This is a genomic window from Microbacterium aurantiacum (genome assembly GCF_021654035.1).
GTDB lineage: Bacteria > Actinomycetota > Actinomycetes > Actinomycetales > Microbacteriaceae > Microbacterium > Microbacterium aurantiacum.
Genome location: NZ_JAJPDW010000005.1, coordinates 167,714 through 194,293 on the forward strand (window position 1 = coordinate 167,714; position 26,580 = coordinate 194,293).

The window sequence follows — 26,580 nt, forward strand, 5'->3', positions numbered from 1 at the left end:
CATCCGCTGCCCGAGGGGGCCGACCGCGCGGATCACGCATCGCGGAGAGAAGGGATTCATGGGACGGGGCGACGGCACCGGAAGGCTCGTCTCGACGGCGGATGCCGATGACACCGGCACCGGCATCCTCCACGTCGACATGGACGCCTTCTACGTCGCCGTCGCGCAGAAGCACGACCCCTCGTTGCGCGGGAAGCCGGTCATCATCGGCGCGCCGGAGAGTCGGTCGGTCGTCTCCAGCGCGTCCTATGAGGCGCGCCGTTACGGCGTGCGCTCGGCGATGCCCGTCGGCCAGGCCCTCCGCCTGTGTCCGACCGCGATCGTGGTTCCCCCCGACTTCCCGCAATACCTCTCCGCATCCGCGGAGGTCATGGCGATCTTCCGCGACGTCACACCGCTCGTGGAGCCGTTGTCGATCGACGAGGCGTTCCTGGACGTCCGCGGGGTGAGGCGCCTATGGGGAACGCCCGGGCATATCGCCCGCACGCTACGTGCGCGGGTCCTCGCCGACACCGGGCTGACATGCTCGATCGGCGTCGCCGCGACCAAGCACGTCGCGAAGATGGCCTCGACCATCAGCAAACCCGACGGCCTGCTCATCGTGCGCGACGTCGACACCGACGCCTTCCTCGCGCCCCGTCCCGTCCGAGCCCTCTGGGGCATCGGTCCGAAGGCGACCGAAACCCTCCTCGCGCGGGGCATCCGGACCATCGGCGACGCGCGCGCGACGCCCCGCCCGGTGCTCGATCGTGCGCTCGGCCCCGCGATGGGGGAGCGCGTGTGGAACCTGGCGCGCGGAATCGACCCGCGGGAGGTCCACACCGATCGGATCGAGAAGAGCATCGGGCACGAGGAGACCTTCGACAGCGACATCGCCGACCGGGCGATCCTCAGGACCGAGGTCCTACGGCTCGCGGATCGCGTCGCCGCGCGTCTGCGAGCCGGTGGCTGGGAGGCCGCGACGGTGTCCCTGAAGCTCCGCTTCGCGGATTTCACCACCCTCACGCGGTCGATGACCCTGCCCGATCCGTCTCATGTCGGTCAGCGGCTCGGCGAGGCCGGGCACTCGCTCCTCGACGGAATCGACCTGCGCCAGAGCGTCCGCCTCATCGGGCTGCGCGCGGAACGTCTGGTCCCCGCCGGTTCGACCGGCGCCGCGCTCTGGGACGCCGATGAGGACTGGCGGCGGGTGGACGCCGCCCTCGACACCGCCACCGAACGCTTCGGGCGCGGCGCGATCACCCGGGCGACCCTCCTCGGTCCCGCTCCGGGGGGACGCACGCCGCCGACGAATCCCCGCCCGGAGCACCGACCGCCGGACTGAGGGTGGGCACCACTCGTGTGGCGGGGTAGCGTGGGGGACATGCCCAACATCGCGATCGAGCTCGCCAAGCAGTCCGCCGCCCTCGGCGTCAAGAGCGTCTACGGTGAACAGCAGGACGTCGACGGCGTCCGCCTGATCCCCGTGGCCCTGACCTGGACCGGTTTCGGCGGCGGTGCAGACGAGTCCGGCAACGGGGGCGGCGGAGGTGGCGGATACGCGATTCCGGTCGGTGCGTACATCCGGCGGGGCGATGACCTGCGCTTCGAGCCGAACCTCGTGTCGCTCCTGGCGGTGGCGATCCCCTTCGTCTGGGTCGCGGGCCGCGCGCTCAGCCGTGTCATCCGCGCCCTCAAGAAGTGACGCCGATCCCCTCCGCGCGGCGTTGCACCGGGCGGCCGACGCCGTCCTCGATGCCGTGGCGCGGCTGGACGCGTCCAACCCGGTGATCATGATCGACGGGCGCAGCGGAGCCGGGAAGACGACGCTCGCACGTCTGATCCGCATGCGCTGGCCCCGTCGCGAGCGTGTGCAGGAAATCGCCCTCGACGCGATGTATCCGGGATGGGACGGATTGGATGCCGGCGTCGATGCGGCGCGTGAGCAGGTCCTCGTTCCCCACGCGCGTGGTCTCGTCGGGGTCTGGCGTCGCTGGGATTGGGAGCTCGGCGAGCACGCGGAAGCGCACGCCGTGGACCCGGCGCTTCCCCTCGTGATCGAAGGCTGCGGGATCCTGACGCCGGCGACGGCGCGCTTGGGAGACATCCGGGTGTGGGTCGAGGCTCCGGCCGCGGCCCGGAAGGCGCGGGCGCTGGGGCGAGACGGCGACGCCTATCGCCCGCACTGGGAGCGCTGGGCGCGCCAGGAGGAGCGTCACCTGCGCCGGGACGCCCCGGAGGCTCTCGCCACCCACGTGATCGCCGTTCCGTGAGAGCTCACGGGCGCGGATCGTCCACGACGGCGACCAATCCGTCGAGGCGGTACCCGAGCCACTCGTAGACGCCGAAGCGGGGATCCTCCTCCGCGCCGTCGTCCGGTGCTCCGTCGAACACGCCCAGGCGCTCGGCCAGCACGAGCCGGACGGCCGCGAGCGTGCGCAGCCACGCATCGACCTCGTCCGGGGGCAGCGTCACCGCCACGCTCTCGCGCAGCACCGCATCCGTGGGGCGATCCGGAAGTGTCGCCGGTTCCCGCAGCCGCGACAGCACGACGCCCGCGTCCACGCGGCGCCGATCGAGAAGATCGTTCTCGGTCATCGCGCGGAACTCCGCCGCGGCGTGGGCGTCGTCCGCGTACCCGTCGGGGGTGATCCGCCCGAGCGCCGGATCATCGCCCGTTGTGTCACGGGAATCGAGGAGATCGACGAACTGCGTGATCAGCGTCGCCATGTGCGCCGCCTCGATCCGCGTGATCTCCATGATCACGGTGCGCTCAGTCATGCGGTTCCCTTCTCACGGTGGCCCACAGTCCGTATTCGTGGAGCGCTCGCGCATGCAACTCCATCTGCTCGCGCGGACCTTCCGCCACGACCGCGTGCCCCTCGTTGTGCACCGCGAGCATGAGGCGTTCGGCGACGGACGAAGAGAAGCCGAAGTATCGGCGGAACACGTGGGTCACGTACGACATGAGATTCACCGGATCGTCCCACACCACGGTCTGCCACGGTCGCTCCGGCGCGCCGCGCGTGTCCTCGGCCGTGTCGATCTCGGCGGCGGGAAGAGTGGCGGAATCCATCATGCCCATCCCAGCTCGTGCAGGCGTTCGTCGTCGATCCCGTAGAAGTGGGCGATCTCGTGGACGAGGGTCGTGTGCACTTCGTCTCGCAGCTCGTCCATGTCGCCGCACGCGGCCAGGTGCGGCTCGCGGTAGACGATGATCCTGTCGGGCAGCTCGCCCACTCCGTAGCGGTCGCGCTCGGTCAGCGCCCAGCCGTCGTAGAGCCCGAGCAGATCGAGGGAGCCGTCCTCCGGTCGATCCTCGACCACGAAGACGACGTTGTCGAGGCCCGCGACCATGTCGTCGGGAAGGCGATCGAGCTCGTCGACCACAAGGCGTTCGAAATCTTCCACGCCCAGGTACAGACTCATCGCGGGCTCCCGAAAGTGCACACACGCACGTACTTGGGGTGAGTAACGGGACTTGAACCCGCGACCCCCTGGACCACAACCAGGTGCTCTACCAACTGAGCTATACCCACCATGTCTCCCGCCTGCGCGGGCAACTGAAAGATTCTCTCACACTCCCGAGGCGAACGAAGACACCACCGAAGAGGCGACCGCGCGCGCCCCGTCGCTGGTGGGACCGGGCTCGGGCACGAAGACGGCCTGACGGTAGTAGGCCAGCTCCCGGATCGACTCGAGGATGTCGGCGAGAGCCCGATGGCCGCCGTCTTTCGCCGGCGCGTGGATGTAGGCGCGGGGATACCACCGGCGGGACAGCTCCTTGATGCTGGAGACGTCCACGTTGCGGTAGTGCAGCCAGCGGTCGACCCGGGGCATGTATCGGGCGAGGAACATCCTGTCGGTACCGATGGTGTTGCCGGCCAGCGGCGCCTTCCCCTCGACCGGCGCGTACTTCTGGATGTACTCGAGGACCTGGAACTCCGCCTCGGCCACGGAGACGCCGTTCGGAATCTCGTCGAGAAGTCCGGAGGAGCGGTGCATCGAGGTGACGAACTCGTTCATGTGGGCGAGGGCCGAGTCGTTCGGCTTGATGACCACGTGGAATCCCGGGTGCAGGGGGCGCAACTCGAAGTCCGTGACGACGACAGCGATCTCGACCAGTTCGTCGACGGAGGTGTCGAGTCCCGTCATCTCGCAGTCGATCCACACCAGGCGGTCGTTCTCGGATGTCCCCACCGTGTCACCGGTCCTTCCGCGGCCCGGACGAGGCCGATCGTCGCGCCACGGACCATCGTCCGAGCACCTGTACGCCCCCCCGGGAGGATTCGAACCCCCGACCTTGCGGGTAGAAACCGCTCGCTCTGTCCCCTGAGCTACGGAGGGAAAGGTGATGCCAGATTATCGGGTCGTCCCGACACCGCGTGCATCTGGCGCAACCCGCGCGGCAGGCGTAGCTTCTGATCAGACGTGGAGAAGGGAAGTCGATGATGATCACCACCCACCCCCCTCGGGCCCTGTGGGTCGCGTTCGGATCCCGCGGCGTCGTCGGGAGCATCCGCAAGGATGCGGACGGCTACACCGTGACGATGGCCGGCGCCAGCGAGATCACGGGCACGTATCCGTCGATGGAGATCGCCAAGAGCGCACTGCATGCGAAGATGCGCCCGGGGAGCGATTGGCCGCGCTTCGAGGAGCACTGAGCCCGCGCCGAGCCGGCACGAGCCGGATCCGCGACGATGACCGGATCCGATCCACCAGAGCGATCGACGCGTGGACGGCGGGACCGATGGTCACGGCGAACACCACCGTGCCGATGCCGACCGAGCCGCCGAGCACGAGGCCGATGAGCAGGACGGTGGACTCCACTCCGGCGCGGCATGCCCAGAGCGGCCACCCGAACCGCGCGTTCAGCCCGGTCATGAGGCCGTCGCGGGGTCCCGGACCGAGGCGCGCGCCGATGTAGATCCCCGACGCCAGCCCGATGACGGCGACCCCTCCGACGAGGAAGGCCGCCTGACCCGCCGGGTTCGTGGGGGAGGGGAGGAACCCGAGGGAGATCTGAAGCGTCGTACCCACGAGCGCGATGTTCGCGATCGTGCCGACACCCGGACGTTGCCGCAGCGGGATCCACAGCAGAAGCACGGCGAGGCCCACGAGATTCGTCACCCACCCGATCCCCCAGCCGGTCTGCACGGAGATGCCCTGAGCGAGGACGGTCCAGGGGTCCACGCCGAGACCCGCGAGGACGATCAGTGCGCATCCGAATCCGAACAGGACGAGGCCGAAGACGAGGGCGACGAGTCGGGAGGTCATGTCACCAGTTGATCGCATGATTGGACCGTGCACACCAGGCCACTTCGCATAAAGTGGCCCGATGGACTCCCGCATCTCCTCGCGGGCGCTCGCGACCGCGCTCGGCGGGTGGCGTGCCCGCGAACCGGCGTATGAGGCGCTCGCCGACGGTATCCGGCTGCTGTGCCTGGACAACCGACTCGCGCCACGGACGGCTCTGCCCGCGGAGCGGGATCTCGCTGCGGCCCTCTGCGTGAGCCGGGCGACGGTGGCCTCCGCCTACCGGAGCCTTCGAGACTCCGCGCACATCGCGAGTCACCGGGGTTCGGGGAGCGTGACCCTTCCGCTGCCCCGTCGGACGCCTGCGAGGAGCGACACGCGCGACGGACTGATCGATCTGCAGCAGGCGAGCCCCGCGGCATGGCCGGGCCTCGCCGCCGCCTTCGCCGAGGCCGCGGCCGACATCCCCTCCCTCGCTGCGCGCCCCGGCTACGACCTGATCGGAATGGACGCCTTGCGCGCCGCCGTCGCGGAGGCGTACACCGCCCGCGGCGTCCCGACGACCCACGACCAGGTCATGATCACCGCGGGCGCGCAGAGTGCGATCCATCTGATCGCCAGTGTGGTCGTCGGTCGCGGGGACCGCGTCGTGATGGAGACCCCGACGTATCCGCACGCCGCGGACGCGTTCCGCCAAGCCGGCGCACGCCTCGTCGGTGTTCCGGTGACGACGGATGCCGGGTGGGACATGGATCGCCTCATTCAGACCTTCGAACGGACGGCGCCGGTGGCCGCCTACCTCATGCCCGATTTCCAGAACCCGACGGGGCGATCGATGACGTCCTCCGATCGGGCCGTGACCTTCGAGGCCGCACAGCGCGCCGGAACCCTGCTCGTCCTCGACGAGACCACCGCGGACCTCGACATCGATCGCGGGCCGCTCGCCCCGGGCTTCGCCGAGGAGGACGCGGATCTCGTCGTGCGCGTCGGTTCGCTCGGCAAGACCGTCTGGGGCGGACTGCGGGTGGGGTGGATCCGCGCGGCGGCTCCGGTCCTCCGTCGCCTCGTCGCCGCACGACCGGCACGAGACCTGGGTACGCCGGAGTTCGAGCAGGCGGTCGCGGCACGCGTGCTGTCGCACTACCCCGATGTGACCGCCCAGCGCGCGGAGCTCCTGCGCCTCGGACGGGACACCGTGACCGCGCGGATCGCCGCGCGCCTCCCGCAGTGGCGGGTGCCTCCGGTGCACGGCGGCGTGTCCCTGTGGGTGGCCCTCGACGCGCCGCTCAGCGCGGCGCTCGTGATGCAGGCGCGGGCGGAGGGGCTCCTCCTCTCCGCGGGGCCGAGGTTCTCCCTGGACGGAGGCCACGAGCGACACCTGCGTGTGCCGTTCACCGCGGACGCGGTCACCCTCGCGCGGGCCATCGACGTCCTCGCCGGCGCATGGGAGCGCGTGAGCGCGGGCGTGCCCACGATGGGCCACGCGACTGTGGACGCCGTGGTCTGACCCCTGCTCACCGCGTCTGCCGCGCGCCGTCGCCCCTCCTCCCCAGGAACGGGACCGCGCAGACGATCCCCAGATCGGGGAGGATCCGCTCCTGCGTGCGGGGGGATCGCGCAGAGTGGTCGGCACCCGCTCCCGCGACTCCCGCGGAGCGGATCGTGCCGAACCCGGAAGAGGATCCCATGACCGCGCAGATCACGCTCGTCGGCAACATCGCCACACCGCCCCACTTCAAGACCCTGCCCTCCGGGCTGACGATCACCACCTTCCGACTCGCCTCCAGTCAGCGTCGCTTCGACCAATCGAGCGGCGGATGGGTGGACGGCGACCGGAGCTTCTTCACCGTCTCGGCGTACCGCCGCCTGGCGGAGCACGTTCATCGATCCCTGAACAAGGGCGATCGGGTCGTCCTGACCGGCCGCGTGAAGGTGAGGGAGTGGGAGAACGACTCCGGAAAGGGCACCGCGGTCGAGATCGACGCCGAGGCGATCGGCCCCGACCTGATGTGGGGCACCACGGTGTTCCAGCGCGACGGGGCTTCGCAGGGCGCGACCCCCGCGTCATCCGACACCTGGGCGGTTCCGGGTGGCGGCGATGCCGTCGGCGGAGGTTCGGACGCGGCATCGCGCGGCTCCGTCGCATCGGGGGAGTGGCCGACGGTCGAACCCGGTGCGGCGCTGACGAATGACGCGCGCGAGCTCGAGGGCACACCGTTCTGACGCCGGGCGCCGCGGCGAGACGATCTAGACTCCCAGAGTGTCCCGATCCCGTCGCGAGCCGTCCCGCCCGCCCGCCCGCCGTCGTGGCATCGGCCTCGGACTGGTCCTGAGCGTCGCGGTCCTCAGCGGCTGCGTCCCCGAGCCGGCGCCGGTCCCGACAGCCGAGCCCGAACCATCTCCGACCGTCACCGCGAGCGAGACCAGCGCCCCGCCGGTCGATTCCCTGATTCCGGACGGTTCGGCCGAGGACAATCTGCCGTTCTTCTCCTCGATCGTCGGGCAGGTCTGGGCCTCGGACGCGAGGGAGTCCGGGCGCGCGTACGTCGACGCGCTCGTCGCCGCCGGCTTCGACAAGGCCGCGATGCAGGTCACGGAGGACCTGTCGACGGTCGGGAATCGCGCCGAGTCCCTCCAGTTCTCGGTGCGCTGGGGGCAGCAGTGCCTCGTCGGTCAGGTCGGTCCGGCGACGGGGGAGCCCTTCGCCACCGTGACGGATGTGGTCGGCGACGGCGCCTGCCTGCTCGGTCAGACCCGCCCCATCGACTGGTGAGTCCCGCACCGGCCGGTAGGCTGGGACGCTGACGCTCGCACGGCAAGGAGAGGGAACAGACATGGCTGAGTACATCTACTCCATGGTTCGCGCACGCAAGGCGGTGGGCGAGAAGCTCATCCTCGACGACGTGACCATGGCGTTCCTTCCGGGCGCCAAGATCGGCATGGTCGGACCGAACGGTGCGGGGAAGTCGACGATCCTCAAGATCATGGCGGGCCTGGACACCCCCTCCAACGGAGAGGCGAAGCTCAGCCCCGGGTTCACCGTCGGCATCCTCATGCAGGAGCCTGAGCTCGACGACGCCAAGACGGTCCTGGAGAACATCCAGGACGGCGTGGCGATCAAGGCGAAGCTGGACCGGTTCAACGAGATCTCCGCCCTGATGGCCGATCCGGATGCCGACTTCGACGCCCTGCTGGCGGAGATGGGCACCCTGCAGGAGGAGATCGACGCGGCGGACGCGTGGGATCTCGACTCCCAGCTCGAGCAGGCCATGGACGCCCTGCGGACCCCGCCCGGGGACGCGGACGTGTCCAACCTCTCCGGCGGTGAGCGCCGCCGCGTCGCGCTGGCGAAGCTCCTGCTGCAGAAGCCCGACCTGCTCCTGCTCGACGAGCCCACCAACCACCTCGACGCCGAGAGCGTCCTCTGGCTCGAGCAGCACCTCCAGAAGTATCCCGGTGCCGTGATCGCCATCACCCACGATCGCTACTTCCTCGACAACGTCGCGGAGTGGATCGCGGAGGTCGACCGAGGGCGTCTGATCGGCTACGAGGGCAACTACTCGACCTATCTGGAGAAGAAAGCCGAGCGCCTCGCCATCCAGGGCAAGAAGGACGCCAAGCTCGCAAAGCGGCTGGCAGAGGAGCTCGACTGGGTCCGCTCCAACCAGAAGGGGCGCCAGGCGAAGTCGAAGGCACGCCTGGCCCGGTACGAGGAGATGGCGTCCGAGGCCGAGCGCACCCGCAAGCTCGACTTCGAGGAGATCCAGATTCCGCCCGGCCCGCGTCTGGGAAGCGTCGTGATCGAGGCCAAGAAGCTGAAGAAGGGCTTCGACGGCCGTTCGCTCATCGACGGCCTCAGCTTCAGCCTGCCCCCGAACGGCATCGTCGGCGTCATCGGTCCGAACGGCGTCGGCAAGACCACGCTGTTCAAGACCATCGTCGGGCTCGAGAGCCTCGACGGCGGAGACCTGAAGATCGGCGAGACGGTGAAGATCAGCTACGTCGACCAGTCGCGCGGCAACATCGATCCCGAGAAGTCGCTGTGGGAGGTCGTCTCCGACGGACTCGACATCATCACGGTCGGGAAGACCGAGATCCCCTCGCGCGCCTACGTCTCCAAGTTCGGCTTCAAGGGGCCGGACCAGCAGAAGAAGGCCGGCGTGCTCTCCGGTGGTGAGCGCAACCGCCTGAACCTCGCACTCACCCTGAAGGAGGGCGGAAACCTCCTCCTCCTCGACGAGCCGACGAACGACCTCGACGTCGAGACCCTGCAGAGTCTCGAGAACGCGCTCCTGGAATTCCCCGGCTGCGCGGTCGTCATCACCCACGACCGGTGGTTCCTGGACCGCATCGCCACACACATCCTCGCCTACGAGGGCACCGAGGAGCACCCGGACCGGTGGTACTGGTTCGAGGGCAACTTCGAGGCCTACGAGGAGAACAAGATCGAGCGTCTCGGACCGGATGCCGCCAAGCCCCACCGTTCGGCCTACCGCAAGCTCACCCGTGACTGACGTCTCCGCAGAGACCGGCCGGCTGCACATTCCGATCGCCCTCCGATGGGGCGACCTCGACGCCTTCAACCACGTCAACAACGCGGCGATGCTGAAGCTCCTCGAAGAGGCGCGCGTCCGTGCGTTCTGGCGCCCGGCGGCGGGGGAGACGGCCCCTCCGACGGCGATCCTGGATTCCGGCATCCACAGCGGCGTCCTCACGCTGGTCGCTCGTCAAGAGATCGAGTACACCGCACCGGTTCCCTACCAGCGGCACCCGCTGGATGTGCAGATGTGGTTCGGAAGCCTGGGCGGCTCGAGCATCGAGGTCTGCTACGAGGTGTGTTCGCCGCGGGAGATCCCCGGCGAACAGACGGTGTACGCGCGGGCGACCACGATCGTCGTCAAGGCGGATGCCGCCTCGGGGCGCCCGCTGAAGCTCAGCGAGCACGAGCGGGCGACCTGGGAGCCGTTCGTGGGCCCGCCCATCGTCTACGTCCGGCGGCGCTGACGGCTCAGTCGGTGACGCCGGCGGGGGCGCGGACCATGATCTCCTGCGCGACGCTCGCAAGGAGCGTGCCGCCTCGCGTGAAGATGCGCCCCGTGGACAGCCCGCGACCGCCGCGCGCGCTCGGGGATTCCTGAACGTAGAGGAGCCAGTCGTCCACGCGGCCGGGGCGGTGCCACCACATGGCGTGGTCGAGGCTGGCGACCTTGAGACCCGGGGTGATCCAGGGCAGGCCGTGGGCGCGCAGGACGGGTTCCTGGATCGTCAGGTCGCTCAGGTAGGCGAGAGCCGCGGCGTGCAGTCGGGGATCGTCCCCGATCGGACGGCGCAGCTTCATCCACACGGCCTGTCGGGGCACGTGCGCGCCCTCCACCCGGAGATACACCGGCGACGGAACATGGCGGACCTCGACCGGACGATCCGCGAGAAGCCGTTGCGACATCGGGTGCGAGCCGCGCAGGTGCTCCTCGATCGCGGGCAGATCCTCGGGCGCCGGGACGTCGGCGGGGGGAGCGGCTGCATGGTCGAGTCCGGGATCGACATCCTGGAACGAGGCGATCATCGAGAAGATCGGGACCCCCTCCTGGAAGGCCTGCGTCCTGCGGGTCGAGAACGAACGCCCGTCGTGGATGCGATCCACCGCGAACGTGATGTCTCGAGCCGAGTCGCCCGGCCGGAGGAAATAGCCGTGCATGGAGTGGATCAGACGGTCCTCCGCGATCGTGCGCGAGGCCGCCACCATCGCCTGGGCGAGCACCTGGCCGCCGAACACGCGCCCGAGCGGCATCGTCTGGGAACGGCCGACGAAGATGTCCTCCGTGGTCCGGGCATCCGATCCGGAGAGGTCCAGCACCGCGAGCATCGAGCCGACGGGATCGGGATCGGCGGGGTCCTGAGCAGGCGAGGCGTCGTCGGTCACTCCGGTAGTTTAGGTCGGATGTCCCCCCGCCTGATGTTCCCCGATCCGCTCGCGGCCGCCGATGTCCTGACCTTCTCCGGACGCGCCGCCGCCCTCGGTGACGGGAACGTGCGTCTGAAGGCCGCGAACGGCGTCCTCGTGCTGTCCTCGGCACCGTTGGCGCCGCGGACGCTGCTGGACACCACGCCCACGGTCCTCGGGATGCGCGCGGTCGAGGTCGATGCCGAGCTCGTCTGCGACCTCGTGGTGGATGCCGCGGCTCTCGCGGCCGATGCCGGTGACCCCCGTGCGATCGTGCTGCCGGAGACCGCCCGGACGGCGCCGTGGGCGGGCATCTCCGCGCCCGCCGGCGGATGGACGCGGATCGGGACGCTCCCCGCCTCCGTCCTGGCCGCGCGGGCGCAGTGGGGGATCGCCGCCGTGGCGGAATCCATGCCCGCAGACCCCGGTGAGGATGTCGTCCACACCGTGCGAGCGGCGGTGTGGGGCGAATCCGACACCGCCCTGCTCGACGTCGCGCGCGGTTGCGCGTTCGCGGCCTTCGCCCTGGGCTTCATCGCGGGCGAAGAGGAGGTGGCGGTGCGGACCGCGGGACCCTGGACCCGGCTGTCGTTCGCCCGCGGACACGTCCTGGTGCGCGGTTCCCGCCCGCCGGGACTCGGACCCGTGCGGAGCACCGGCTCGAGTGGGTCGCTCTGATCAGTCGCGATCGAAGGTGTTGACCATCGCGTGCGCCGCTCGGTCGAGGTAGTCCCACAGGACCTCCTCGTGCATCGGCGACAGCTCCAGCGAATCCACCGCGTCCCGCATGTGTCGCAGCCACCGCTCGCGCGCATCGGGGTTGACCCGGAACGGCGCGTGACGCATCCGCAGCCGCGGGTGCCCGCGTTGCGCGCTGTAGGTGCCCGGGCCGCCCCAGTACTGCTCCAGGAACAGCAGCAGACGCTCTTCCGCGGGGCCCAGGTCCTCTTCCGGGTACATCGGGCGCAACACCTCGTCCTCGGCGACGCCCTCGTAGAACCGGCGCACCAGGCGCACGAAGGTCGGGTGTCCGCCGACCTGCTCGTAGAAGCTCGTGGGGGAATCGGCGTCCGGCGTCGCCGAATCGGTCGGGGGAGTGATCATGACGGTCCGTCTTCCTTGGGCGCCTCGGGCTTGAGCTTGGGTCGCCACTTCGGTCGGGGGGCGGGCACCTCGTCGGTCGCGGGCGGGAGAGGATTCGGTCGCGTGCGCGGCGGATTGGCCCCGCGCACCCTCTGGGCACCCTCGATCCCGGAGAGGAGCACCGAGTTCAGCTGCGGGACGGTCAGCCCCATCCCTTCGATCGCGCGCTTCAGGCGGACGCGCAGCTCCCGCCCCACGTCGTCCTTGGCGTTCGCGCGGGTCTTCATCACCAGGCGGATGACCAACGTGTCGCCGGTGACCGATTCCAGTCCCCACACCTCCGGCTTGTCGACCGTCCGGGTCCGCCACTTCGGATCTTTCGCCAGCGCCTTGGCCGTGTCGAGCATGGTCGACTCGACCTCGTCGATGTCGGCGTCCGCGGGCACGGCGACGTCGATGATCACGCGCGACCACCCCTGCGAGAGGTTGCCGATCCGGAGGATCTCGCCGTTGCGCACGTACCAGAGTGTCCCGTTGGCGTCCCGTACGTGCGTCACGCGCACGCTGACGAACTCCACGATGCCGGTCGCGAGCCCGAGGTCGACCACGTCGCCGATCCCCACCTGGTCCTCCGCGACGATGAAGATGCCGTTGAGGACGTCCTTGACGATGTTCTGCGCGCCGAATCCGAGCCCGGCGCCGACGGCGGCGGTCAGGAGGGTCAGCGACCCCAGGGCGTTCGGCGCGAAGACGTTGACGATCAGCAGCAGTGCGATCACGACGATCGCGACGTTGACGATGTTGTGCAGGATCGACCCGAGCGTGCGTGTGCGCTGCACGACGCGCACCGACGCGAGCGGAGACCGCTCGAGCGCCTGCGTGTCGTCGACGTTGGCCTTGGACTTCGCGCCGCCGACGATGCGGTCGACCACCCGCCGGATGACGATCCGCAGGATCCAGGCGAGGAGGAGAGCCCCGACGATGATCCCGACCGCCGCGATCAGATTCCTCCCGGCTTCGGTCAGGAAGGCGAGGACGTCGGTCCACCACTCCGGCGTGAGAGGCGTCTCGGGCGGCGCCTCCTCAGCGGCGAACACGGAAACGAGCGGCATCATCGTCCCGAGTGTAGATCGTGCGCCTCGGCACCCGCTGGGCGGATGCCGAGGCGCACGCGATGGTCACTGGCCGTCGCGATCCTGCGCCGCGAGGGCCCGCTCGACGCCGGCGAGGTTCTCCTGGACCAGGCGACGCAGTGCGGGAGGGGCGTCCCGGTGCTCCGTCAGCCAGGCACGCGTCGCGTCGCGCAACGCCACATCGGCCAGCGGCGCCGGGTACAGTCCCACCACCAGATACTGAGCGATCTGATAGCTGCGCGACTCCCAGACCGGCAGGAGCATCTCGAAGTAGGGCGCCACCCACTCCGCGAGGACCTCGGTCCCGGCGGGGTGGACGAACCCGGCGGCCGCGGCGCGGATGATCGTGTTGGGTGCGTCCCGACGGGTCACGAGCCGCTCCCAGGCGCCGGACTTCGCGGCGGACGTCGGCATCGCGGCCTTGGCCTGTGCCGCGAACTCGCCGCCCTTGGCGGTGTTGTCGGCCTCGAGGGCTTCGTCGACGGCGGCCTCGTCTGCCCGGCCGCCTGCGGCGAGGGAGACCAGGAGCGCCCAGGCGAGGTCGGTGTCGACGGACAGCCCGTCGATGACGAGGGATCCGTCCCGCAATCCCGCCACGCGGTCCCACTGGGCCGGCGTCGCCGCGGCCGAGGCGAAGGCGGTCGCGAACTGGAGCTGGCTGTCGCTGCCGGCCTCCGCGCTCTCGAGGAGTGTCCACAGTCCTTCGGCCACGCGCTCGCGGGTGGCCGCGCGCGCCTCCGGGGCCACGTAGGAGTTCGCGGCGAGCTGGAGCTGCGCGAGCGTCGTGCGAACGGTCGTGGACTCCGTCTCGGACCCGATGTTGCGCAGGACCAGGTCGACGTAGTCGGACGCCGCGGTCTCGGCATCCCGCGTCTGATCCCAGGCCGCGCCCCAGACCAGCGACCGCGCGAGGGGGTCGCTGATGTCGCGGAGGTGATCGATCGCCGTGGCGAGGGACCGCGCGTCGAGGCGGATCTTCGCGTAGGCGAGATCGTCGTCGTTGAGAAGCACCAGATCCGGACGGCGGCGCCCCTTCAGCTCCGGCACCTCGGTGAGATCACCGTCGACGTCGAGCTCGAGGCGGTGGACGCGCACCAGCGCGCCCTCCTGGAGATCGTAGAAGCCCACGGCGAGGCGGTGCGGGCGGATGGTGGGGTAGTCCGCGGGCGCGGTCTGGACGATCGCGAAACGCGTGATCACGCCATCCGCATCCGTGACGATCTCGGGCGACAGGGTGTTGACCCCGGCCGTCTCCAGCCACTTCTTCGACCAGCCGGTCAGCTCCCGCCCGCTGGTCGCTTCGAGCTCGACGAGGAGGTCCGACAGCTCGGTGTTGGACCACTCGTTCTTGCGGAAGTAGGCGCCCACGCCGGCAAAGAAGGCGTCGATGCCGACCCAGGCGGCGAGCTGCTTGAGGACCGACCCGCCCTTGGCATAGGTGATGCCGTCGAAGTTGACCTGCACGTCCTCGAGGTCGTTGATCTCAGCGACCACGGGGTGCGTGGAGGGAAGCTGGTCCTGGCGGTAGGCCCACGTCTTCTCCATCGCGTTGAAGGTGGTCCAGGCCTCGGTCCACTCCGTCGCCTCGGCCGTGGCGATGGTGGAGGCCCACTCCGCGAACGACTCGTTGAGCCACAGCCCGTCCCACCACTTCATGGTGACGAGGTCGCCGAACCACATGTGGGCGAGCTCGTGGAGGATCGTGACGACCCGACGCTCGCGCACCGCGTCGGTGACCTTGGATCGGAAGACGTACGTCTCGGTGAAGGTCACCGCTCCCGCGTTCTCCATCGCACCGGCGTTGAACTCCGGGACGAAGAGCTGGTCGTACTTTGCGAAGGGGTAGGGGTAGCCGAACTTCTCCTCGAAGTAGGCGAAGCCCTGACGGGTCTTGTCGAAGACGTAGTCCGCGTCGAGGTGCTCCCACAGGCTCTTTCGCGCGTAGACGCCCAGCGGGATCTCCCGGCCGTCGGAGCTGGTGAGGCTCGAGAAGACGGACTCGTACGGTCCGGCGACGAGGGCGGTGATGTAGGAGGAGATCCGCGGCGTCGGCTCGAAGCGCCATGTCGCCCGCCCGTCCCCGTGGTCCTCGGGGGTGGGGGTGGGCGAGTTGGAGACGACCTTCCAGGCCGCGGGGGCGGTCACCGTGAACCGGAAGGACGCCTTCAGATCCGGCTGCTCGAAGACCGCGTACATCCGGCGCGAGTCGGGCACCTCGAACTGCGAGTAGAGGTAGACCTCGTCATCGACCGGATCGACGAAGCGATGCAGTCCCTCGCCGGTGTTGGTGTACTCGCAGTCCGCGTCGATGACGAGCTCGTTGTCCGCGGCGAGATCGGACAGCGCGATCCGCGAGTCCGCGAACGCCGCGGCGGCATCAATCGATCGCCCGTTCAGCGTGATCTCGCGGACGTCGCGCGCGATGAGGTCGATGAAGGTGGATGCGCCGGGGGTGGCCGCGAAGCGGACCGTAGTCCGTGAGCCGAACACCTCGGGCCCCGTCGTCAGGTCCAGGACCACGTCGTAGGACGCGGTGTCGACGATCGCGCGGCGCTCCTGCGCCTCCAGGCGGGTGAGGTTCTCTCCAGGCACTGTGGTTCTGCTCCCATGGGTGAGGGTGAGGGGGACCGCGCCGGCGCTGCTGGCTCCGACGGCAACCGTGCCAGCCTACGCCAGCAGACGGCGCCACCCTCCGTACACGGTGAGAGGATTACCGGGTGAGTTCGACTGAGCAGCTGGTCTCGTACGCCTCGGATGCTGCGGCATCCGGTCCCGCCCACGTCGAGGTCCCCGTGGCCTACGACGCGATCCTCCTCGCCGGGTTCGGAGGACCCGAGGGGCAGGAGGACGTGATCCCGTTCCTGCGCAACGTCACGCGCGGCCGCGGAATCCCGGACGAACGCCTCGAAGAGGTGGCGCATCACTACCGTCACTTCGGTGGTGTCAGCCCCATCAACGCGCAGAACCGCGCGTTGAAGGCCGCCCTCGAGGAAGAGCTCGCCCGGCGCGGGCTCCGCCTCCCGGTGTACTGGGGCAATCGCAACTGGGCGCCGTACCTCACCGAAGCGGTCACCGAGGCGGCGGATGCCGGGCACACCACGCTCCTGGGCCTGGCGACGAGCGCATACTCGTCCTTCTCCAGCTGCCGCCAGTACCGCGAGGACTTCGCCCGCGCGCTCGAGGACTCTGGCCTCGCCGACACCGTCACCATCGACAAGGTGCGCCAGTACTTCGACCACCCGGGCTTCGTGCAGCCGTTCATCGACGGCGTGCGGGACGCGGTGGCGGGATTCCTCGCCGACGGCGTCCCCGCGGCATCCGTGCATGTGCTGTTCTCCACGCACAGCATCCCCACCGCCGACGCGCAGCGTTCCGGCCCCCGCGAGGGCGATCCTCGCCACCGTGACTTCGGCGAGGGCGGAGCGTACGCGGCCCAGCACCTGGCCGTCGCGGAGGTCGTCATGGCGGCCGTCGCCGCGGAAGTCCCCGAGGCCGCGGACGTCTCGTGGGAGCTGGTCTACCAGTCGCGCTCGGGCCCGCCCACGCAGCCCTGGCTGGAGCCGGACGTGTGCGACGTCATCGAGGAGCTGCCCGGTCGCGGAGCCCGGGCCGTCGCCATTGTCCCGGTCGGATTCATGAGCGACCACATGGAGGTCATGTGGGATCTGGACACCGAGGCGCTCGAGGCCGCGGAAGCGGCGGGTCTGCGCGCCGTCCGCACGCCGACGCCCGGCATCGACCCGGTCTTCGTGTCCGGGCTTGTGGACCTGGTCGAGGAGCGGCTGAACGGCACGCCCGCGGGGGACCGCCCGCACAAGACGGATCTGGGGCCCTGGTTCGACGTGTGCCGGACCGCGTGCTGCGAGAACGTCCGTGCGGGCTTCAAGCCCGCGGCGTCCGGACTGAAACCGTGACCGGTCGACGGTTCCCGGCTCTCTAGGATGAGGCCCATGCGTATCCACATCGCCACCGATCACGCGGGGTTGGAGTTCTCCACTCAGCTGCAGCACCACCTCGCCGAGCAGGGTCACGAGGTCATCGACCACGGGCCGCTGGACTACGACCCGCTCGACGACTACCCCGCCTTCTGCATCCGCGCCGCCCAGGCGGTGGTCCGCGACCAGGAGTCCGGGATCGCAGCCCTCGGTGTGGTCTTCGGCGGTTCCGGCAACGGTGAGCAGATCGCGGCGAACAAGGTGCGCGGAGTACGCGCCGCGCTGGCGTGGAGTCTTGCGACGGCCGAGCTCGCGCGGGAGCACAACGACGCGAACGTGATCGCGATCGGCGCACGTCAGCACACCTTCGCCGAGGCCGCATCCTTCATCGACGCGTTCATCGCGACGCCGTTCTCGGGGGAGGAGCGTCACGTCCGTCGCATCGGACAGCTAGCCGCCTACGAGATCGACGGCTCCCTCGCGCCGGATCCGCGGGCCGACAGCTCCGCAGCGGACGTCCTCGACGCACCGAACAGCTCGTTCGACCCCGAGGCGGGCTGAACCGGATGCCGGAGGGGCACTCCGTCCACCGCATCGCCCGGCAGTTCGCGCGGAACTTCGTCGACCAGACCGTCGCCGCGTCGAGTCCCCAGGGCCGCTTCGCCGACGGTGCCGCCCTCCTGGACGGCCGGCGCATGACGACGGTGCGCGCAGTCGGCAAGCAGATGTTCGCCGAGTTCACCGACGACGTGTGGCTCCGCGTGCACCTCGGGATGTACGGGGCCTGGGACTTCGCCGGCGAGATCGAGGCGGATCCCACGATCGCCGCCGCGAACGGCCGCATGGGGCAGACCAATCAGCGGGGTGTGCCCATGGAGGAGCCGATCCTCGACGAGGCGGGGGAGAACTCCCTCGCGTCGATCGGCGCGCCGCGGCGGGCCCGCGTCCACGTGCGGATGTCGGAACAGACCACCGGGCTCGCCGACGGGGACGCCGACTTCCCCCCGCCGGTGGTCGGGCAGGTGAGGCTCCGCCTGCTCACGGAGCGGACATGTGCGGATCTGCGCGGCCCGACCGCCTGCCAGATCCAGGATCCCGACGAGGTGCTCGCCTCCATCGCGAAGCTCGGCCCCGATCCCCTCGTGGGGGACCCTCATGAGGGGGAGGATCGTTTCGTGGCGGTGGCGTCCCGCAAGCCCACCGCGATCGGTCTCGTGCTCATGGACCAGGCCGTCATCAGCGGGATCGGCAACGTGTACCGCGCCGAACTCCTCTTCCGCGCGCGTCTGAATCCGCATACGCCCGGTCGAGACGTCCCCGTCGAGCTGCTGCGCGAGCTGTGGCGCGACTGGGTCCGACTCCTCGCGATCGGCGTCGAGACGGGCCAGATGATGACGATGGACGATCTGTCCCCCGAGGATCACCGTCGCGCGATGGCGCACCGCGACGATCGTCACTGGGTCTACCACCGCGCCGGTCTGCCGTGTCGCGTGTGCGGGACGAATGTGGTCGTGGAAGAGGCGGCTGGCCGCAAGCTCTACTGGTGTCCGTCGTGCCAGGCGTGAGTGCGAGGAGCCCTCAGCTCCGCCGCGCATGCGTCGGCGCACGAGGAGCCGCACGATGAGCCCCGACCGCGGTGCCGCGGTCCGCGTCATCGCCGACGTCCGTCTTCGTGCCGCGGAGCGCACCGATCCCTTCGAGGACGACCTCGTCGACGTCCATCTTTCGGACGGCCTCGTCGTCGACATCGCTCCGGCCGGCGCGCTGCCGCGCACGGGGGCCGTCCTCGACGGAGAGGGACGCTTCCTCATCCCGGGCCTCTGGGACCACCACGTCCACGTCACCCAGTGGGCCCTGGTCGCGCAGCGGACCGCGCTGCACGCCGCGGCATCCGCTCGGGCGGCGGCCGAGCTCATGGGGCGCGCCCCCGTCCTCGGAGACGGGCGACGCGTCGGCAACGGCTTCCGCGACGCCCTCTGGCCGGATGAGCCGACACGTGCCCTGCTGGACGCCGCCACCGGTGATGTGCCCAGCTATCTCATCAACGCCGATGTGCACAGCGTGTGGTTGAACTCCGCCGCGTTCCGACGCGAGGGCATCGCCCCCACGGACGACGGGATGCTGCGCGAAGAACCGGCGTTCGAGATCTCGCGACGCCTCAATGCGGTCGAGCCGTCCGAATCCGACCGTCTCGTATCGGACATGGCGCGGCGCGCCGCAGCGCGCGGCGTCGTGGGGATCGTCGACCTCGACATGGCCTGGAACGAAGAGGCCTGGGCGCGCCGTGCGCGGGCCGGGTTCGACGCGCTGCACGTCGAGTTCGGCATCTATCCCGGCTGGCTCGACCGTGCGATCGCGGAGGGTCTCCGCACGGGCGAACCGGCGCGCGGGGGAGGGTCAGACCTCGTCCGGGTCGGACCGCTCAAGGTCATCACCGACGGTTCTCTGGGGACGCGCACCGCCGCGTGCTCGCACCCGTATCCGGGCCCTCTTGACGGTCGTGGAGCTCTGACGGTCGGACCCGACGAGCTCAGGGATCTCATGACGCGCGCCGCCGGCGCGGGTCTCGCGTGCGCGATCCACGCGATCGGCGATGTCGCCAACTCCCACGCCCTCGACGTGTTCGCCGCGACGGGAGCCTGGGGGACCATCGAGCACGCGCAGCTGGTGGCGCACGCGGACATCCCGCGTTTCGCACGGTTGGGAGTGGGCGCGAGCGTCCAGCCGGAGCACGCGCTGGATGATCGGGACCTCACGGACCGGCTCTGGGCGGGCCAGACGGCCCAGCCCTATCCGCTGCGCGCACTCTCGGATGCCGGGGCGAACCTGCTGTTCGGATCGGATGCGCCGGTGTCGGCGCTCGATCCCTGGGCCGCCATCGCCGCAGCCGTGCACCGGACGCGGGACGGGCGCGACGCGTGGCAGGGGAGCGAGCGGATCGATCCGCTCACCGCCCTCGCCGCGTCCACGCACGGCGGGTCCCAGTCGCCGCAGCGCATCGAGCCGGGCGCACCCGCCGATCTGGCGCTGTGCGACACCGACCCGGTGGCTGCGGACGACGCGGCCCTGCGGGCGACACGCGTGTCGGCGACCCTCCTCCGAGGACGCCTCACGCACGTCGCGTGATCACTCCGCCACGTGGGCGAAGAGGAACCACCGGTCCTTCTCGATCGTCTGCATGATCGCGATCGCGATGTCCTGGCTGGTCAGATCGAACTCGTCGAGACCGTCGATGGCGGCCTTGAGGTCGGCGATCACGGCGTCCATGTCGGCGATGACCGCGCGCACCGTGTCCTGCCACGGGGCGAAGCCTGCCGCGACCGCGGTGGGTGCCGACTTCTCCGCCACCGTGGCGGCCCGGGCGTCGACCGGGAGCCCGAGGGCGACGATGCGCTCCGCGGCGCTGTCGGCACCGGCCTGGGCATTGGCGACGATGGTATCCAGCAGCTCGTGGATCGCGATGAAGTTGGCGCCGCGGACGTTCCAGTGCGCCTGCTTGCCGTTGACACCGAGGGCCTGCAGGCCCAGGACGACCGGTGTCAGGAACTGCGCGGCGGCGGACGCGGCGGTGGGGTCGGCGGCGGTAGCGGGGGTGGTCTGCGTGTTGCTCATGGGTTCGCCTCCATCTCGATGGGCCCGCGTACTCGACGGGGCCTCAGGAGGAAAACGCTACTCAGCGCCGTACATTCCGCAAGCAAGCCAAGCCAACGCTTACCCGACGGACGCCGCACACCGCCCCGACGGCGGGGCGGAGCGCGCGGTGCACCGTTCGACGGGTTAGCGTCGTCTCGTGCCTTCCGCCGATCATCGATTCGGACCCCAGAATCTCAACGCCCCCGCCGGTGTCGTCACCCGGGAGCCGAAGGATCGTTCCCCCGAACACGCCGAACCCGCCGGTTTCCTCCCGCACGTGCAGGGGCTCCGTGCCATCGCCGTGCTCTGCGTCGTGCTCTACCACTTCTGGCCGGGCCGCTTCCCCGGGGGTTACGTCGGCGTGGACGTCTTCTTCGTCATCTCCGGCTTCCTCATCACCGCGCACCTCATGCGCGAGCTCACCGCGACCGGGACCGTCCGGCTCGGGCAGTTCTGGGCGCGACGGGCACGGCGCCTCCTTCCCGCCTCGCTCCTGGTGCTCCTGGTGTGCGCCCTGGTCGCCGGGTCCGCCTACCTCACGCCCACCTCGGCACTCCCCGCCGAGGTCCGCGAGATCATCGCGTCCACCTTCTACGTGCAGAACTGGTATCTGGCACTCACGTCCGCGGACTATCTCAACAACGCCGGCGACCCGACGACCGTCCAGCACTACTGGACGCTGTCGCTGGAGGAGCAGTTCTACCTCCTCTGGCCGCTCCTGCTCCTGCTCGCCGCATGGATCGGAGCCCGCTGGTTCCGCGGCGCACGCCGCCGTGCCGTGCTCGTGGCGATCGGGATCGTCACGCTGGTCTCGTTCGCCTTCAACGTCTGGCTGACGCTCACCGACCCCGCTCCGGCCTACTTCGTCACCTTCGGTCGGATGTGGCAGTTCGGCGTCGGCGCGTTGATCGCCCTGGTGCCCCTCCTGCGCATCCGGAACGCGGCGGCGAGCTTCGTGCTCGGGTGGGCCGGGATCCTCGCCCTCGCCGTGGTCACCTTCCGGTTCGACGCGCAGACGCCCTTCCCCGGCTACATGGCGGCGATCCCGACGCTCGCCGCCGCCGCCGTGATCGCGGCGTCCCGCACCGAGCGCTGGTGGTATCCGACGCGTGTGCTGTCCATCCGGCCCGCGCAGTTCGTCGGCGACATCTCCTACTCGCTGTACCTCTGGCACTGGCCGCTCATCGTCATCGCGCCCTCCGTCCCGTTCTGGGGCCTGACGATCTGGCACCGTCTGGCGCTCCTCGCGCTCTGCTTCGTCCTCGCGTGGCTGACCAAGCGCTTCGTGGAGGACCCCGTCCGGAGTTGGAAGGTCCTGACGTCGCGTCCTCCTCGTGTCACCCTCTGGGCCTCGCTCGTCGCGATGGTGCTCGTCGCCGCCACGGCCGGCGGAGCGTGGGCGGTCAACGCACCCGCCTATCGCGACGGCATCCAGGCGATCGAGCAGCTCCGCGCCGATCCGCCGGAGTGCTTCGGAGCCGCCGCCGCCCTCGACCCCGGCTGCGCGGAGGCGGACTTCGGCGCCCAGATCCTGCCGGCGCCCGGCTTCGCCGGTGTGGATCGCCCGGAGGACGCGCAGTGCTTCGTGCAACTCAACGATGCGCGTCCGGTGTCGTGCGAGTTCGGCTCGGACGCAGCGGATGCCCCGCGGGTCGCCCTGGTGGGGGATTCGCACGCGTACCAGCTCCTCCCGACGTTCCAGCGCCTGGCGGACGAGCGCGGCTGGCATCTCACGACGTGGTTCAAGGGCGCATGTCCGTGGAACGACACCCCGCTGTCGACGCCCGGGGCGTTCGGAGCCGCGTGCACCGACTGGCGCGCAGGCGTGGAATCGGCGATGGCGGACGCCGACCTCGACGTCGTGTTCACCGCGGCTCTCGCGACCACGCCGTACTCCTCCGCGGGCTACCCGACGGCGCAGGACGCCGCGGTCGCGGGATATCGCGAAGCCTGGGGACGGATGCTCAATCGCGACGTTCCCGTGATCACCGTGGTGGACAACCCGGTGTGGCCGACGGATCCGAACAAGTGCCTGCGCACACGCGATGTCGCGGAGTGCGATGCGCCACGGGCGGATGTCCTGGTCGCAGAGGACCCGCTGAGGGATGCCGCGCAGGGTCTGGACGGGGTCACCCTCATCGACGCCACGGACGCGTTCTGCGATGACGCGGTGTGCTGGCCGGTCGTGGGCGGCGCGAACATCTACCGCGACCAGGATCACCTCACGGTCACCTTCGCCGATTCGCTGGCCCCGCAGTACGCCGCGGCGATCGAGGAGGCGCTCGGCGCTCGCGCACCGTAGGGTTCGGTCATGACGATCGCCCCCGATGCCACCGTCCGCGCTGTCTCCGGCCGCGAACCCGCGCTCCATCCCACGGCCTTCCTGGCCGACGGCGCCCGCGTGATGGGGGGAGTGGAGCTGGCCGAGGGGGCGAGCGTCTGGTTCAACGCCGTCCTCCGCGCAGACGGCGACACCATCACGGTGGGTGCGGGCTCGAACCTGCAGGACAACGTTTCCGTGCACGTCGATCCCGGGCATCCCGTGGTGATCGGCGCGGACGTCTCCGTGGGCCACAACGCCGTCGTCCACGGCTGCACGATCGACGACGCCTGCCTCATCGGGATGGGCAGCGTCATCCTCTCGGGCGCGAAGATCGGTCGCGGGAGCCTGGTCGCGGCCGGCGCCGTCGTGCTCGAGGGAACCGTCGTGCCGCCCGGATCGCTCGTCGCCGGAGTCCCGGCGAAGGTGCGTCGGGAACTCACCGAAGAGGAGCGCGCCGGGATTCTGCGCAACGCGCAGAACTACCGACGGCATGTCGCCGATCACATCGAGGCGCTCAGCGCCGATATCGGTCGGTGAAAAGGTGGAGGGGCTGACGAGAATCGAACTCGCATCATCTGTTTGGAAGACAGAGGCTTTACCACTAAGCTACAGCCCCGAATTTTAAGTTATCGCCCGCGATTCCCGGAGAGGGCATCGCGAACTCTCCACAGTCTACGTCACCGTGCGCGCGACTCCGAACCGCCGGGCGCCGGGCGGCGGTCGGCTAGACTGCACGGGGTCACCAGGCGCACGCGCACGTGCGGATCCGCCGGGGCGTAGCTCAGCTTGGTAGAGCGCCCGCTTTGGGAGCGGGAGGCCGCAGGTTCAAATCCTGTCGCCCCGACCACGACGCCGGCATCGATCCGGTGGACACGGGCCGTTTCAGCCGCATCGGATAGACTTGCGGGCGGCCCTCGTCGCGCTCCTCGCTCCGGCATGGAGTTCCGCGCGAGCCCCAGAGGCCGCAGGCTCGGATCCTGTCGCCCTCCCGGCCCCGCAGATCCCGCGAACAGACCTTCCCACGCCGCGCATGCGCGCGGTCCGATACGAGGAGAACGAACAGGCATGGTCAACAGCACCGTCGAGAAGCTGAGCCCCACCCGGGTCAAGCTGCACATCACGGTCACTCCGGACGAGCTTCGTCCGAGCATCACCCACGCGTACGAGCACATCGCGCAGGACGTGCAGATCCCCGGCTTCCGCAAGGGCAAGGTGCCCGCGCCGATCATCGACCAGCGCATCGGCCGCACGGCGGTCCTCGAGCACGCGGTGAGCGAAGGACTCGACGGGTTCTACCGCGAGGCCGTGACGGCCAACGAGCTGCGGGTCCTCGGGCGCCCGAGCGCCGAGGTCACCGAGTGGCCGAGCGACAAGGACTTCTCCGGCGACCTGGCCGTCGAGGTCGAGGTCGACGTGCGTCCGGACTTCGAGCTCCCCGCACTCGAGGGCACCACCCTCGAGGTGGACGCCGTCGAGGTGGACGAGGCCGCCGTCGAGGAGGAGCTGGACCGCCTGCGCGCCCGCTTCGGCACCCTCGTGACCGTTGACCGCCCGGCCGCGAAGGGCGACTTCGTCGAGCTCGACCTGGTCGCGACGATCGACGGCAACGAGATCGACCGCGCCGAGGGCGTGTCGTACGAACTCGGGTCCGGCGAGCTGCTCGAGGGGATCGACGAGGCCATCGACTCCCTCACCGCGGGCGAGGACACCACGTTCCGCTCGAAGCTCGTCGGCGGCGACCACGCCGGCGAGGAGGCCGAGGTCTCCGTATCGGTGAAGGCCGTCAAGGAGCGCGAGTTGCCCGAGGCGGACGACGACTTCGCTCAGATCGCCAGCGAGTTCGACACGATCGCCGAGCTCCGCGAGAGCCTGGTCGAGCGCGTCAGCCAGCAGTCGGTCTTCACGCAGGGCTCCGCCGCGCGGGACAAGCTCATCGAGCACCTCCTCGCCAACGTCGAGATCCCGGTTCCGCCGCAGCTCATCGAGGACGAGGTGCACAACCACCTCGAGGGCGAGAACCGCCTGGAGGACGACGAGCACCGCGCCGAGGTGACCGAGGCCAGCGAGAAGCAGTTCAAGACGCAGATGCTCCTGGACAAGGTTGCAGAGACGTTCCAGGTCCAGGTGTCGCAGGAGGAGCTCACCCAGTACCTCGTGCAGTCCGCCGCCCAGTACGGAATGGCGCCGCAGGAGTTCGTCAACGCGCTCCAGCAGGGCAACCAGCTGCCCGCCATGGTCGGTGAGGTGGCCCGGAACAAGGCCCTCGCCGTCGCCCTCGGCAAGGTGACCGTGGTCGATACGAACGGCAAGACCGTCGACCTCACCGGGTTCGTCGCCGTCGAGGACGACGAGCAGGCCGAGGAGGACGTCGTCGAGGAGGCCGAGGAGATCGCGGACGCCGCGGCCGACGCCGACGCCGCCGTCGAGGCCGAGGAAGCCGCCGCGGAGGAGGCTCCGGCCAAGAAGGCACCGGCCAAGAAGGCCGCAGCCAAGAAGGCGCCGGCGAAGAAGAAGGCCGCCGACAGCGAGTGATCACAGTCCGAGGGGGCGGGTGCCGCGGCATCCGCCCCCTCGGCGTTCCACGACCTCGACCGGTGCGTCCACGGCGGCACGGACACGCCCGATCCGCCCGCGGCGAACACGGCATCCGCCCTCGAACCGCGCCGGTAGATTCGTTCCAGATCACCGGAAGAGGAGCACACATGCCCGAACCCCTTATGGCAACGAGCGTCTTCGACAGACTGCTGAAGGACCGCATCATCTGGCTCGGTTCGGAGGTGCGCGACGAGAACGCGAATGAGATCTGCGCGAAGATCCTTCTCCTCGCCGCCGAGGACCCCGAGCGGGACATCTACCTCTACATCAACTCGCCGGGCGGCTCCATCACCGCCGGCATGGCCATCTACGACACGATGCAGTTCGTCCCGAACGACATCGTGACTGTCGGGATCGGCATGGCCGCGTCGATGGGCCAGCTGCTGCTGACCAGCGGCACCAAGGGCAAGCGGTACATCACCCCGAACGCCCGCGTCCTCCTCCACCAGCCGCACGGCGGATTCGGCGGAACGTCCAGCGACATCCAGACGCAGGCCCAGCTGATCGTCTCGATGAAGAACACCCTCGCCCAGATCACGGCTGCGCAGACGGGGAAGACCGTCGAGCAGATCAACGAGGACGGCGACCGCGACCGCTGGTTCACCGCGACCGAGGCGTTGGAGTACGGCTTCGTGGACCACATCCGCGAGCACGCCGCCGACGTGACCGGTGGCGGCGGAACCGACGCCAAGTGACGGATGC

27 protein-coding genes and 4 tRNA genes are annotated in these 26,580 nt (G+C 69.9%); 18 read left to right on the forward strand and 13 right to left on the reverse strand.

Annotation, left to right across the window (positions count from 1 at the left end):
* Positions 1-58 precede the first annotated feature (58 nt).
* Genes dinB through LTL01_RS11905 form a run of 3 tightly spaced genes read left to right on the forward strand, consistent with a single transcriptional unit; the run spans position 59 to position 2,252 of the window.
* Positions 59-1,324, forward strand: a complete 1,266-nt coding sequence (gene dinB / locus LTL01_RS11895) for a DNA polymerase IV (protein ID WP_236968716.1) — start codon at positions 59-61, stop codon at positions 1,322-1,324.
* Between the two features lie 39 nt (positions 1,325-1,363).
* Positions 1,364-1,684 (forward strand): hypothetical protein, encoded by a 321-nt coding sequence (locus tag LTL01_RS11900; RefSeq protein WP_053548449.1) that lies wholly within the window; start codon positions 1,364-1,366, stop codon positions 1,682-1,684.
* On the forward strand, positions 1,659-2,252 hold the full coding sequence (locus tag LTL01_RS11905) for a nucleoside/nucleotide kinase family protein (protein ID WP_236968717.1): 594 nt from the start codon (positions 1,659-1,661) through the stop codon (positions 2,250-2,252). The genes LTL01_RS11900 and LTL01_RS11905 overlap by 26 nt, the downstream gene beginning before the upstream one ends.
* 4 nt (positions 2,253-2,256) lie before the next feature.
* On the opposite strand, the gene LTL01_RS11910 is transcribed toward LTL01_RS11905, so the two are convergent.
* The 7 genes from LTL01_RS11910 to yczE all read right to left on the reverse strand — a co-directional run bounded on the left by LTL01_RS11910 (position 2,257) and on the right by yczE (position 5,256).
* Positions 2,257-2,760, reverse strand: coding sequence for a DUF2017 family protein (locus tag LTL01_RS11910; protein ID WP_236968718.1), 504 nt, complete (start codon positions 2,758-2,760; stop codon positions 2,257-2,259).
* Positions 2,753-3,064 (reverse strand): ATP-dependent Clp protease adapter ClpS, encoded by a 312-nt coding sequence (gene clpS / locus LTL01_RS11915; protein ID WP_053548299.1) that lies wholly within the window; start codon positions 3,062-3,064, stop codon positions 2,753-2,755. Before clpS ends, LTL01_RS11910 begins: the two co-directional genes overlap by 8 nt.
* On the reverse strand, positions 3,055-3,408 hold the full coding sequence (locus tag LTL01_RS11920; protein WP_053548298.1) for a metallopeptidase family protein: 354 nt from the start codon (positions 3,406-3,408) through the stop codon (positions 3,055-3,057). The genes clpS and LTL01_RS11920 overlap by 10 nt, the downstream gene beginning before the upstream one ends.
* Positions 3,409-3,442: 34 nt before the next feature.
* Positions 3,443-3,518 (reverse strand) — tRNA-His (locus tag LTL01_RS11925).
* A gap of 37 nt (positions 3,519-3,555) precedes the next feature.
* Positions 3,556-4,179 carry an oligoribonuclease gene (orn, locus tag LTL01_RS11930; protein WP_082334739.1) on the reverse strand — a complete coding sequence of 208 codons (624 nt, stop codon included), beginning with the start codon at positions 4,177-4,179 and terminating at the stop codon, positions 3,556-3,558.
* Between the two features lie 74 nt (positions 4,180-4,253).
* Positions 4,254-4,326, reverse strand: a tRNA-Arg gene (locus tag LTL01_RS11935).
* A gap of 222 nt (positions 4,327-4,548) precedes the next feature.
* Positions 4,549-5,256, reverse strand: a complete 708-nt coding sequence (yczE, locus tag LTL01_RS11940) for a membrane protein YczE (RefSeq protein ID WP_236968719.1) — start codon at positions 5,254-5,256, stop codon at positions 4,549-4,551.
* Positions 5,257-5,317: 61 nt separating this feature from the next.
* Between yczE and yczR the strand changes: the two genes are divergently transcribed.
* The 5 genes from yczR (at position 5,318) to LTL01_RS11965 (ending at position 10,239) form a co-directional block, all read left to right on the forward strand.
* A complete protein-coding gene (gene yczR / locus LTL01_RS11945) occupies positions 5,318-6,742 on the forward strand; it encodes a MocR-like transcription factor YczR (protein WP_236968720.1) in 1,425 nt (474 codons plus the stop codon).
* A gap of 179 nt (positions 6,743-6,921) precedes the next feature.
* The gene (gene ssb, locus LTL01_RS11950; protein WP_236968721.1) at positions 6,922-7,458 is read left to right on the forward strand and encodes a single-stranded DNA-binding protein; all 537 of its coding nucleotides are present in this window, start codon (positions 6,922-6,924) and stop codon (positions 7,456-7,458) included.
* 37 nt (positions 7,459-7,495) lie between these two features.
* Entirely contained in the window at positions 7,496-8,008 is a 513-nt protein-coding gene (locus LTL01_RS11955) for a DUF6993 domain-containing protein (RefSeq protein ID WP_236968722.1), read from the forward strand.
* Between the two features lie 61 nt (positions 8,009-8,069).
* Positions 8,070-9,749 carry an energy-dependent translational throttle protein EttA gene (gene ettA, locus LTL01_RS11960; protein WP_236968723.1) on the forward strand — a complete coding sequence of 560 codons (1,680 nt, stop codon included), beginning with the start codon at positions 8,070-8,072 and terminating at the stop codon, positions 9,747-9,749.
* Positions 9,742-10,239 (forward strand): acyl-CoA thioesterase, encoded by a 498-nt coding sequence (locus LTL01_RS11965; protein WP_053548294.1) that lies wholly within the window; start codon positions 9,742-9,744, stop codon positions 10,237-10,239. Before ettA ends, LTL01_RS11965 begins: the two co-directional genes overlap by 8 nt.
* 4 nt (positions 10,240-10,243) lie before the next feature.
* Here LTL01_RS11965 and LTL01_RS11970 read toward each other — a convergent pair whose 3' ends face one another.
* On the reverse strand, positions 10,244-11,098 hold the full coding sequence (locus tag LTL01_RS11970; RefSeq protein ID WP_053548445.1) for an acyl-CoA thioesterase: 855 nt from the start codon (positions 11,096-11,098) through the stop codon (positions 10,244-10,246).
* A gap of 75 nt (positions 11,099-11,173) precedes the next feature.
* Between LTL01_RS11970 and LTL01_RS11975 the strand changes: the two genes are divergently transcribed.
* Positions 11,174-11,854 carry a DUF8185 domain-containing protein gene (locus LTL01_RS11975; protein WP_236968724.1) on the forward strand — a complete coding sequence of 227 codons (681 nt, stop codon included), beginning with the start codon at positions 11,174-11,176 and terminating at the stop codon, positions 11,852-11,854.
* On the opposite strand, the gene LTL01_RS11980 is transcribed toward LTL01_RS11975, so the two are convergent.
* The 3 genes from LTL01_RS11980 to pepN all read right to left on the reverse strand — a co-directional run bounded on the left by LTL01_RS11980 (position 11,855) and on the right by pepN (position 15,984).
* Positions 11,855-12,280 (reverse strand): globin, encoded by a 426-nt coding sequence (locus LTL01_RS11980; protein WP_053548292.1) that lies wholly within the window; start codon positions 12,278-12,280, stop codon positions 11,855-11,857.
* Positions 12,277-13,371, reverse strand: a complete 1,095-nt coding sequence (locus LTL01_RS11985) for a mechanosensitive ion channel family protein (protein ID WP_236968725.1) — start codon at positions 13,369-13,371, stop codon at positions 12,277-12,279. The genes LTL01_RS11980 and LTL01_RS11985 overlap by 4 nt, the downstream gene beginning before the upstream one ends.
* A 66-nt stretch (positions 13,372-13,437) precedes the next feature.
* Complete coding sequence (gene pepN, locus LTL01_RS11990; protein WP_053548291.1) at positions 13,438-15,984, reverse strand: aminopeptidase N; 2,547 nt, start codon at positions 15,982-15,984, stop codon at positions 13,438-13,440.
* Between the two features lie 125 nt (positions 15,985-16,109).
* Here pepN and LTL01_RS11995 point away from each other — a divergent pair, with 125 nt between their 5' ends.
* From LTL01_RS11995 to LTL01_RS12010, 4 genes are read left to right on the forward strand one after another with little or no spacing between them, the layout of a single operon-like run.
* Positions 16,110-17,306, forward strand: coding sequence for a ferrochelatase (locus LTL01_RS11995; RefSeq protein ID WP_236968726.1), 1,197 nt, complete (start codon positions 16,110-16,112; stop codon positions 17,304-17,306).
* Between the two features lie 36 nt (positions 17,307-17,342).
* Positions 17,343-17,888, forward strand: a complete 546-nt coding sequence (locus LTL01_RS12000) for a ribose-5-phosphate isomerase (RefSeq protein ID WP_053548289.1) — start codon at positions 17,343-17,345, stop codon at positions 17,886-17,888.
* Positions 17,889-17,893: 5 nt separating this feature from the next.
* Positions 17,894-18,892, forward strand: coding sequence for an Fpg/Nei family DNA glycosylase (locus tag LTL01_RS12005; RefSeq protein WP_053548288.1), 999 nt, complete (start codon positions 17,894-17,896; stop codon positions 18,890-18,892).
* Between the two features lie 55 nt (positions 18,893-18,947).
* On the forward strand, positions 18,948-20,453 hold the full coding sequence (locus LTL01_RS12010; protein ID WP_236968727.1) for an amidohydrolase: 1,506 nt from the start codon (positions 18,948-18,950) through the stop codon (positions 20,451-20,453).
* Here LTL01_RS12010 and LTL01_RS12015 read toward each other — a convergent pair whose 3' ends face one another.
* Positions 20,454-20,939, reverse strand: coding sequence for a Dps family protein (locus LTL01_RS12015; RefSeq protein ID WP_053548286.1), 486 nt, complete (start codon positions 20,937-20,939; stop codon positions 20,454-20,456).
* A gap of 178 nt (positions 20,940-21,117) precedes the next feature.
* On the opposite strand from LTL01_RS12015, the gene LTL01_RS14880 reads away from it, so the two are divergent.
* Together LTL01_RS14880 and LTL01_RS12025 are read left to right on the forward strand one after the other, a co-directional pair.
* Positions 21,118-23,262 carry an acyltransferase family protein gene (locus LTL01_RS14880; RefSeq protein WP_236968728.1) on the forward strand — a complete coding sequence of 715 codons (2,145 nt, stop codon included), beginning with the start codon at positions 21,118-21,120 and terminating at the stop codon, positions 23,260-23,262.
* A 9-nt stretch (positions 23,263-23,271) separates the two neighbouring features.
* Entirely contained in the window at positions 23,272-23,820 is a 549-nt protein-coding gene (locus LTL01_RS12025) for a gamma carbonic anhydrase family protein (RefSeq protein ID WP_053548284.1), read from the forward strand.
* A gap of 5 nt (positions 23,821-23,825) precedes the next feature.
* On the opposite strand, the gene LTL01_RS12030 is transcribed toward LTL01_RS12025, so the two are convergent.
* A tRNA-Gly gene (locus LTL01_RS12030) sits at positions 23,826-23,899 on the reverse strand.
* Positions 23,900-24,053: 154 nt separating this feature from the next.
* Between LTL01_RS12030 and LTL01_RS12035 the strand changes: the two genes are divergently transcribed.
* The 3 genes from LTL01_RS12035 to LTL01_RS12045 all read left to right on the forward strand — a co-directional run bounded on the left by LTL01_RS12035 (position 24,054) and on the right by LTL01_RS12045 (position 26,573).
* Positions 24,054-24,130 (forward strand) — tRNA-Pro (locus LTL01_RS12035).
* A 218-nt stretch (positions 24,131-24,348) separates the two neighbouring features.
* The gene (gene tig / locus LTL01_RS12040) at positions 24,349-25,815 is read left to right on the forward strand and encodes a trigger factor (protein ID WP_236968729.1); all 1,467 of its coding nucleotides are present in this window, start codon (positions 24,349-24,351) and stop codon (positions 25,813-25,815) included.
* A gap of 170 nt (positions 25,816-25,985) precedes the next feature.
* Complete coding sequence (locus LTL01_RS12045) at positions 25,986-26,573, forward strand: ATP-dependent Clp protease proteolytic subunit (protein WP_082334736.1); 588 nt, start codon at positions 25,986-25,988, stop codon at positions 26,571-26,573.
* Positions 26,574-26,580 lie beyond the last annotated feature (7 nt).

Coding starts and splice junctions, on each gene's coding strand:
- LTL01_RS11975 (WP_236968724.1), top strand. CDS start 11,174: ATGTCCCCCCGCCTGATGTTCCCCGATCCGCTCGCGGCCGCCGATGTC.
- LTL01_RS11970 (WP_053548445.1), bottom strand. CDS start 11,098: ATGCTCGCGGTGCTGGACCTCTCCGGATCGGATGCCCGGACCACGGAG.
- LTL01_RS11920 (WP_053548298.1), bottom strand. CDS start 3,408: ATGAGTCTGTACCTGGGCGTGGAAGATTTCGAACGCCTTGTGGTCGAC.
- LTL01_RS12000 (WP_053548289.1), top strand. CDS start 17,343: ATGCGTATCCACATCGCCACCGATCACGCGGGGTTGGAGTTCTCCACT.
- LTL01_RS11900 (WP_053548449.1), top strand. CDS start 1,364: ATGCCCAACATCGCGATCGAGCTCGCCAAGCAGTCCGCCGCCCTCGGC.
- dinB (WP_236968716.1), top strand. CDS start 59: ATGGGACGGGGCGACGGCACCGGAAGGCTCGTCTCGACGGCGGATGCC.
- LTL01_RS11985 (WP_236968725.1), bottom strand. CDS start 13,371: ATGCCGCTCGTTTCCGTGTTCGCCGCTGAGGAGGCGCCGCCCGAGACG.
- ssb (WP_236968721.1), top strand. CDS start 6,922: ATGACCGCGCAGATCACGCTCGTCGGCAACATCGCCACACCGCCCCAC.
- ettA (WP_236968723.1), top strand. CDS start 8,070: ATGGCTGAGTACATCTACTCCATGGTTCGCGCACGCAAGGCGGTGGGC.
- LTL01_RS12025 (WP_053548284.1), top strand. CDS start 23,272: ATGACGATCGCCCCCGATGCCACCGTCCGCGCTGTCTCCGGCCGCGAA.
- LTL01_RS12005 (WP_053548288.1), top strand. CDS start 17,894: ATGCCGGAGGGGCACTCCGTCCACCGCATCGCCCGGCAGTTCGCGCGG.
- tig (WP_236968729.1), top strand. CDS start 24,349: ATGGTCAACAGCACCGTCGAGAAGCTGAGCCCCACCCGGGTCAAGCTG.
- yczE (WP_236968719.1), bottom strand. CDS start 5,256: ATGACCTCCCGACTCGTCGCCCTCGTCTTCGGCCTCGTCCTGTTCGGA.
- LTL01_RS11980 (WP_053548292.1), bottom strand. CDS start 12,280: ATGATCACTCCCCCGACCGATTCGGCGACGCCGGACGCCGATTCCCCC.
- yczR (WP_236968720.1), top strand. CDS start 5,318: ATGGACTCCCGCATCTCCTCGCGGGCGCTCGCGACCGCGCTCGGCGGG.
- clpS (WP_053548299.1), bottom strand. CDS start 3,064: ATGGGCATGATGGATTCCGCCACTCTTCCCGCCGCCGAGATCGACACG.
- LTL01_RS12015 (WP_053548286.1), bottom strand. CDS start 20,939: ATGAGCAACACGCAGACCACCCCCGCTACCGCCGCCGACCCCACCGCC.
- LTL01_RS12010 (WP_236968727.1), top strand. CDS start 18,948: ATGAGCCCCGACCGCGGTGCCGCGGTCCGCGTCATCGCCGACGTCCGT.
- LTL01_RS12045 (WP_082334736.1), top strand. CDS start 25,986: ATGCCCGAACCCCTTATGGCAACGAGCGTCTTCGACAGACTGCTGAAG.
- LTL01_RS11910 (WP_236968718.1), bottom strand. CDS start 2,760: ATGACTGAGCGCACCGTGATCATGGAGATCACGCGGATCGAGGCGGCG.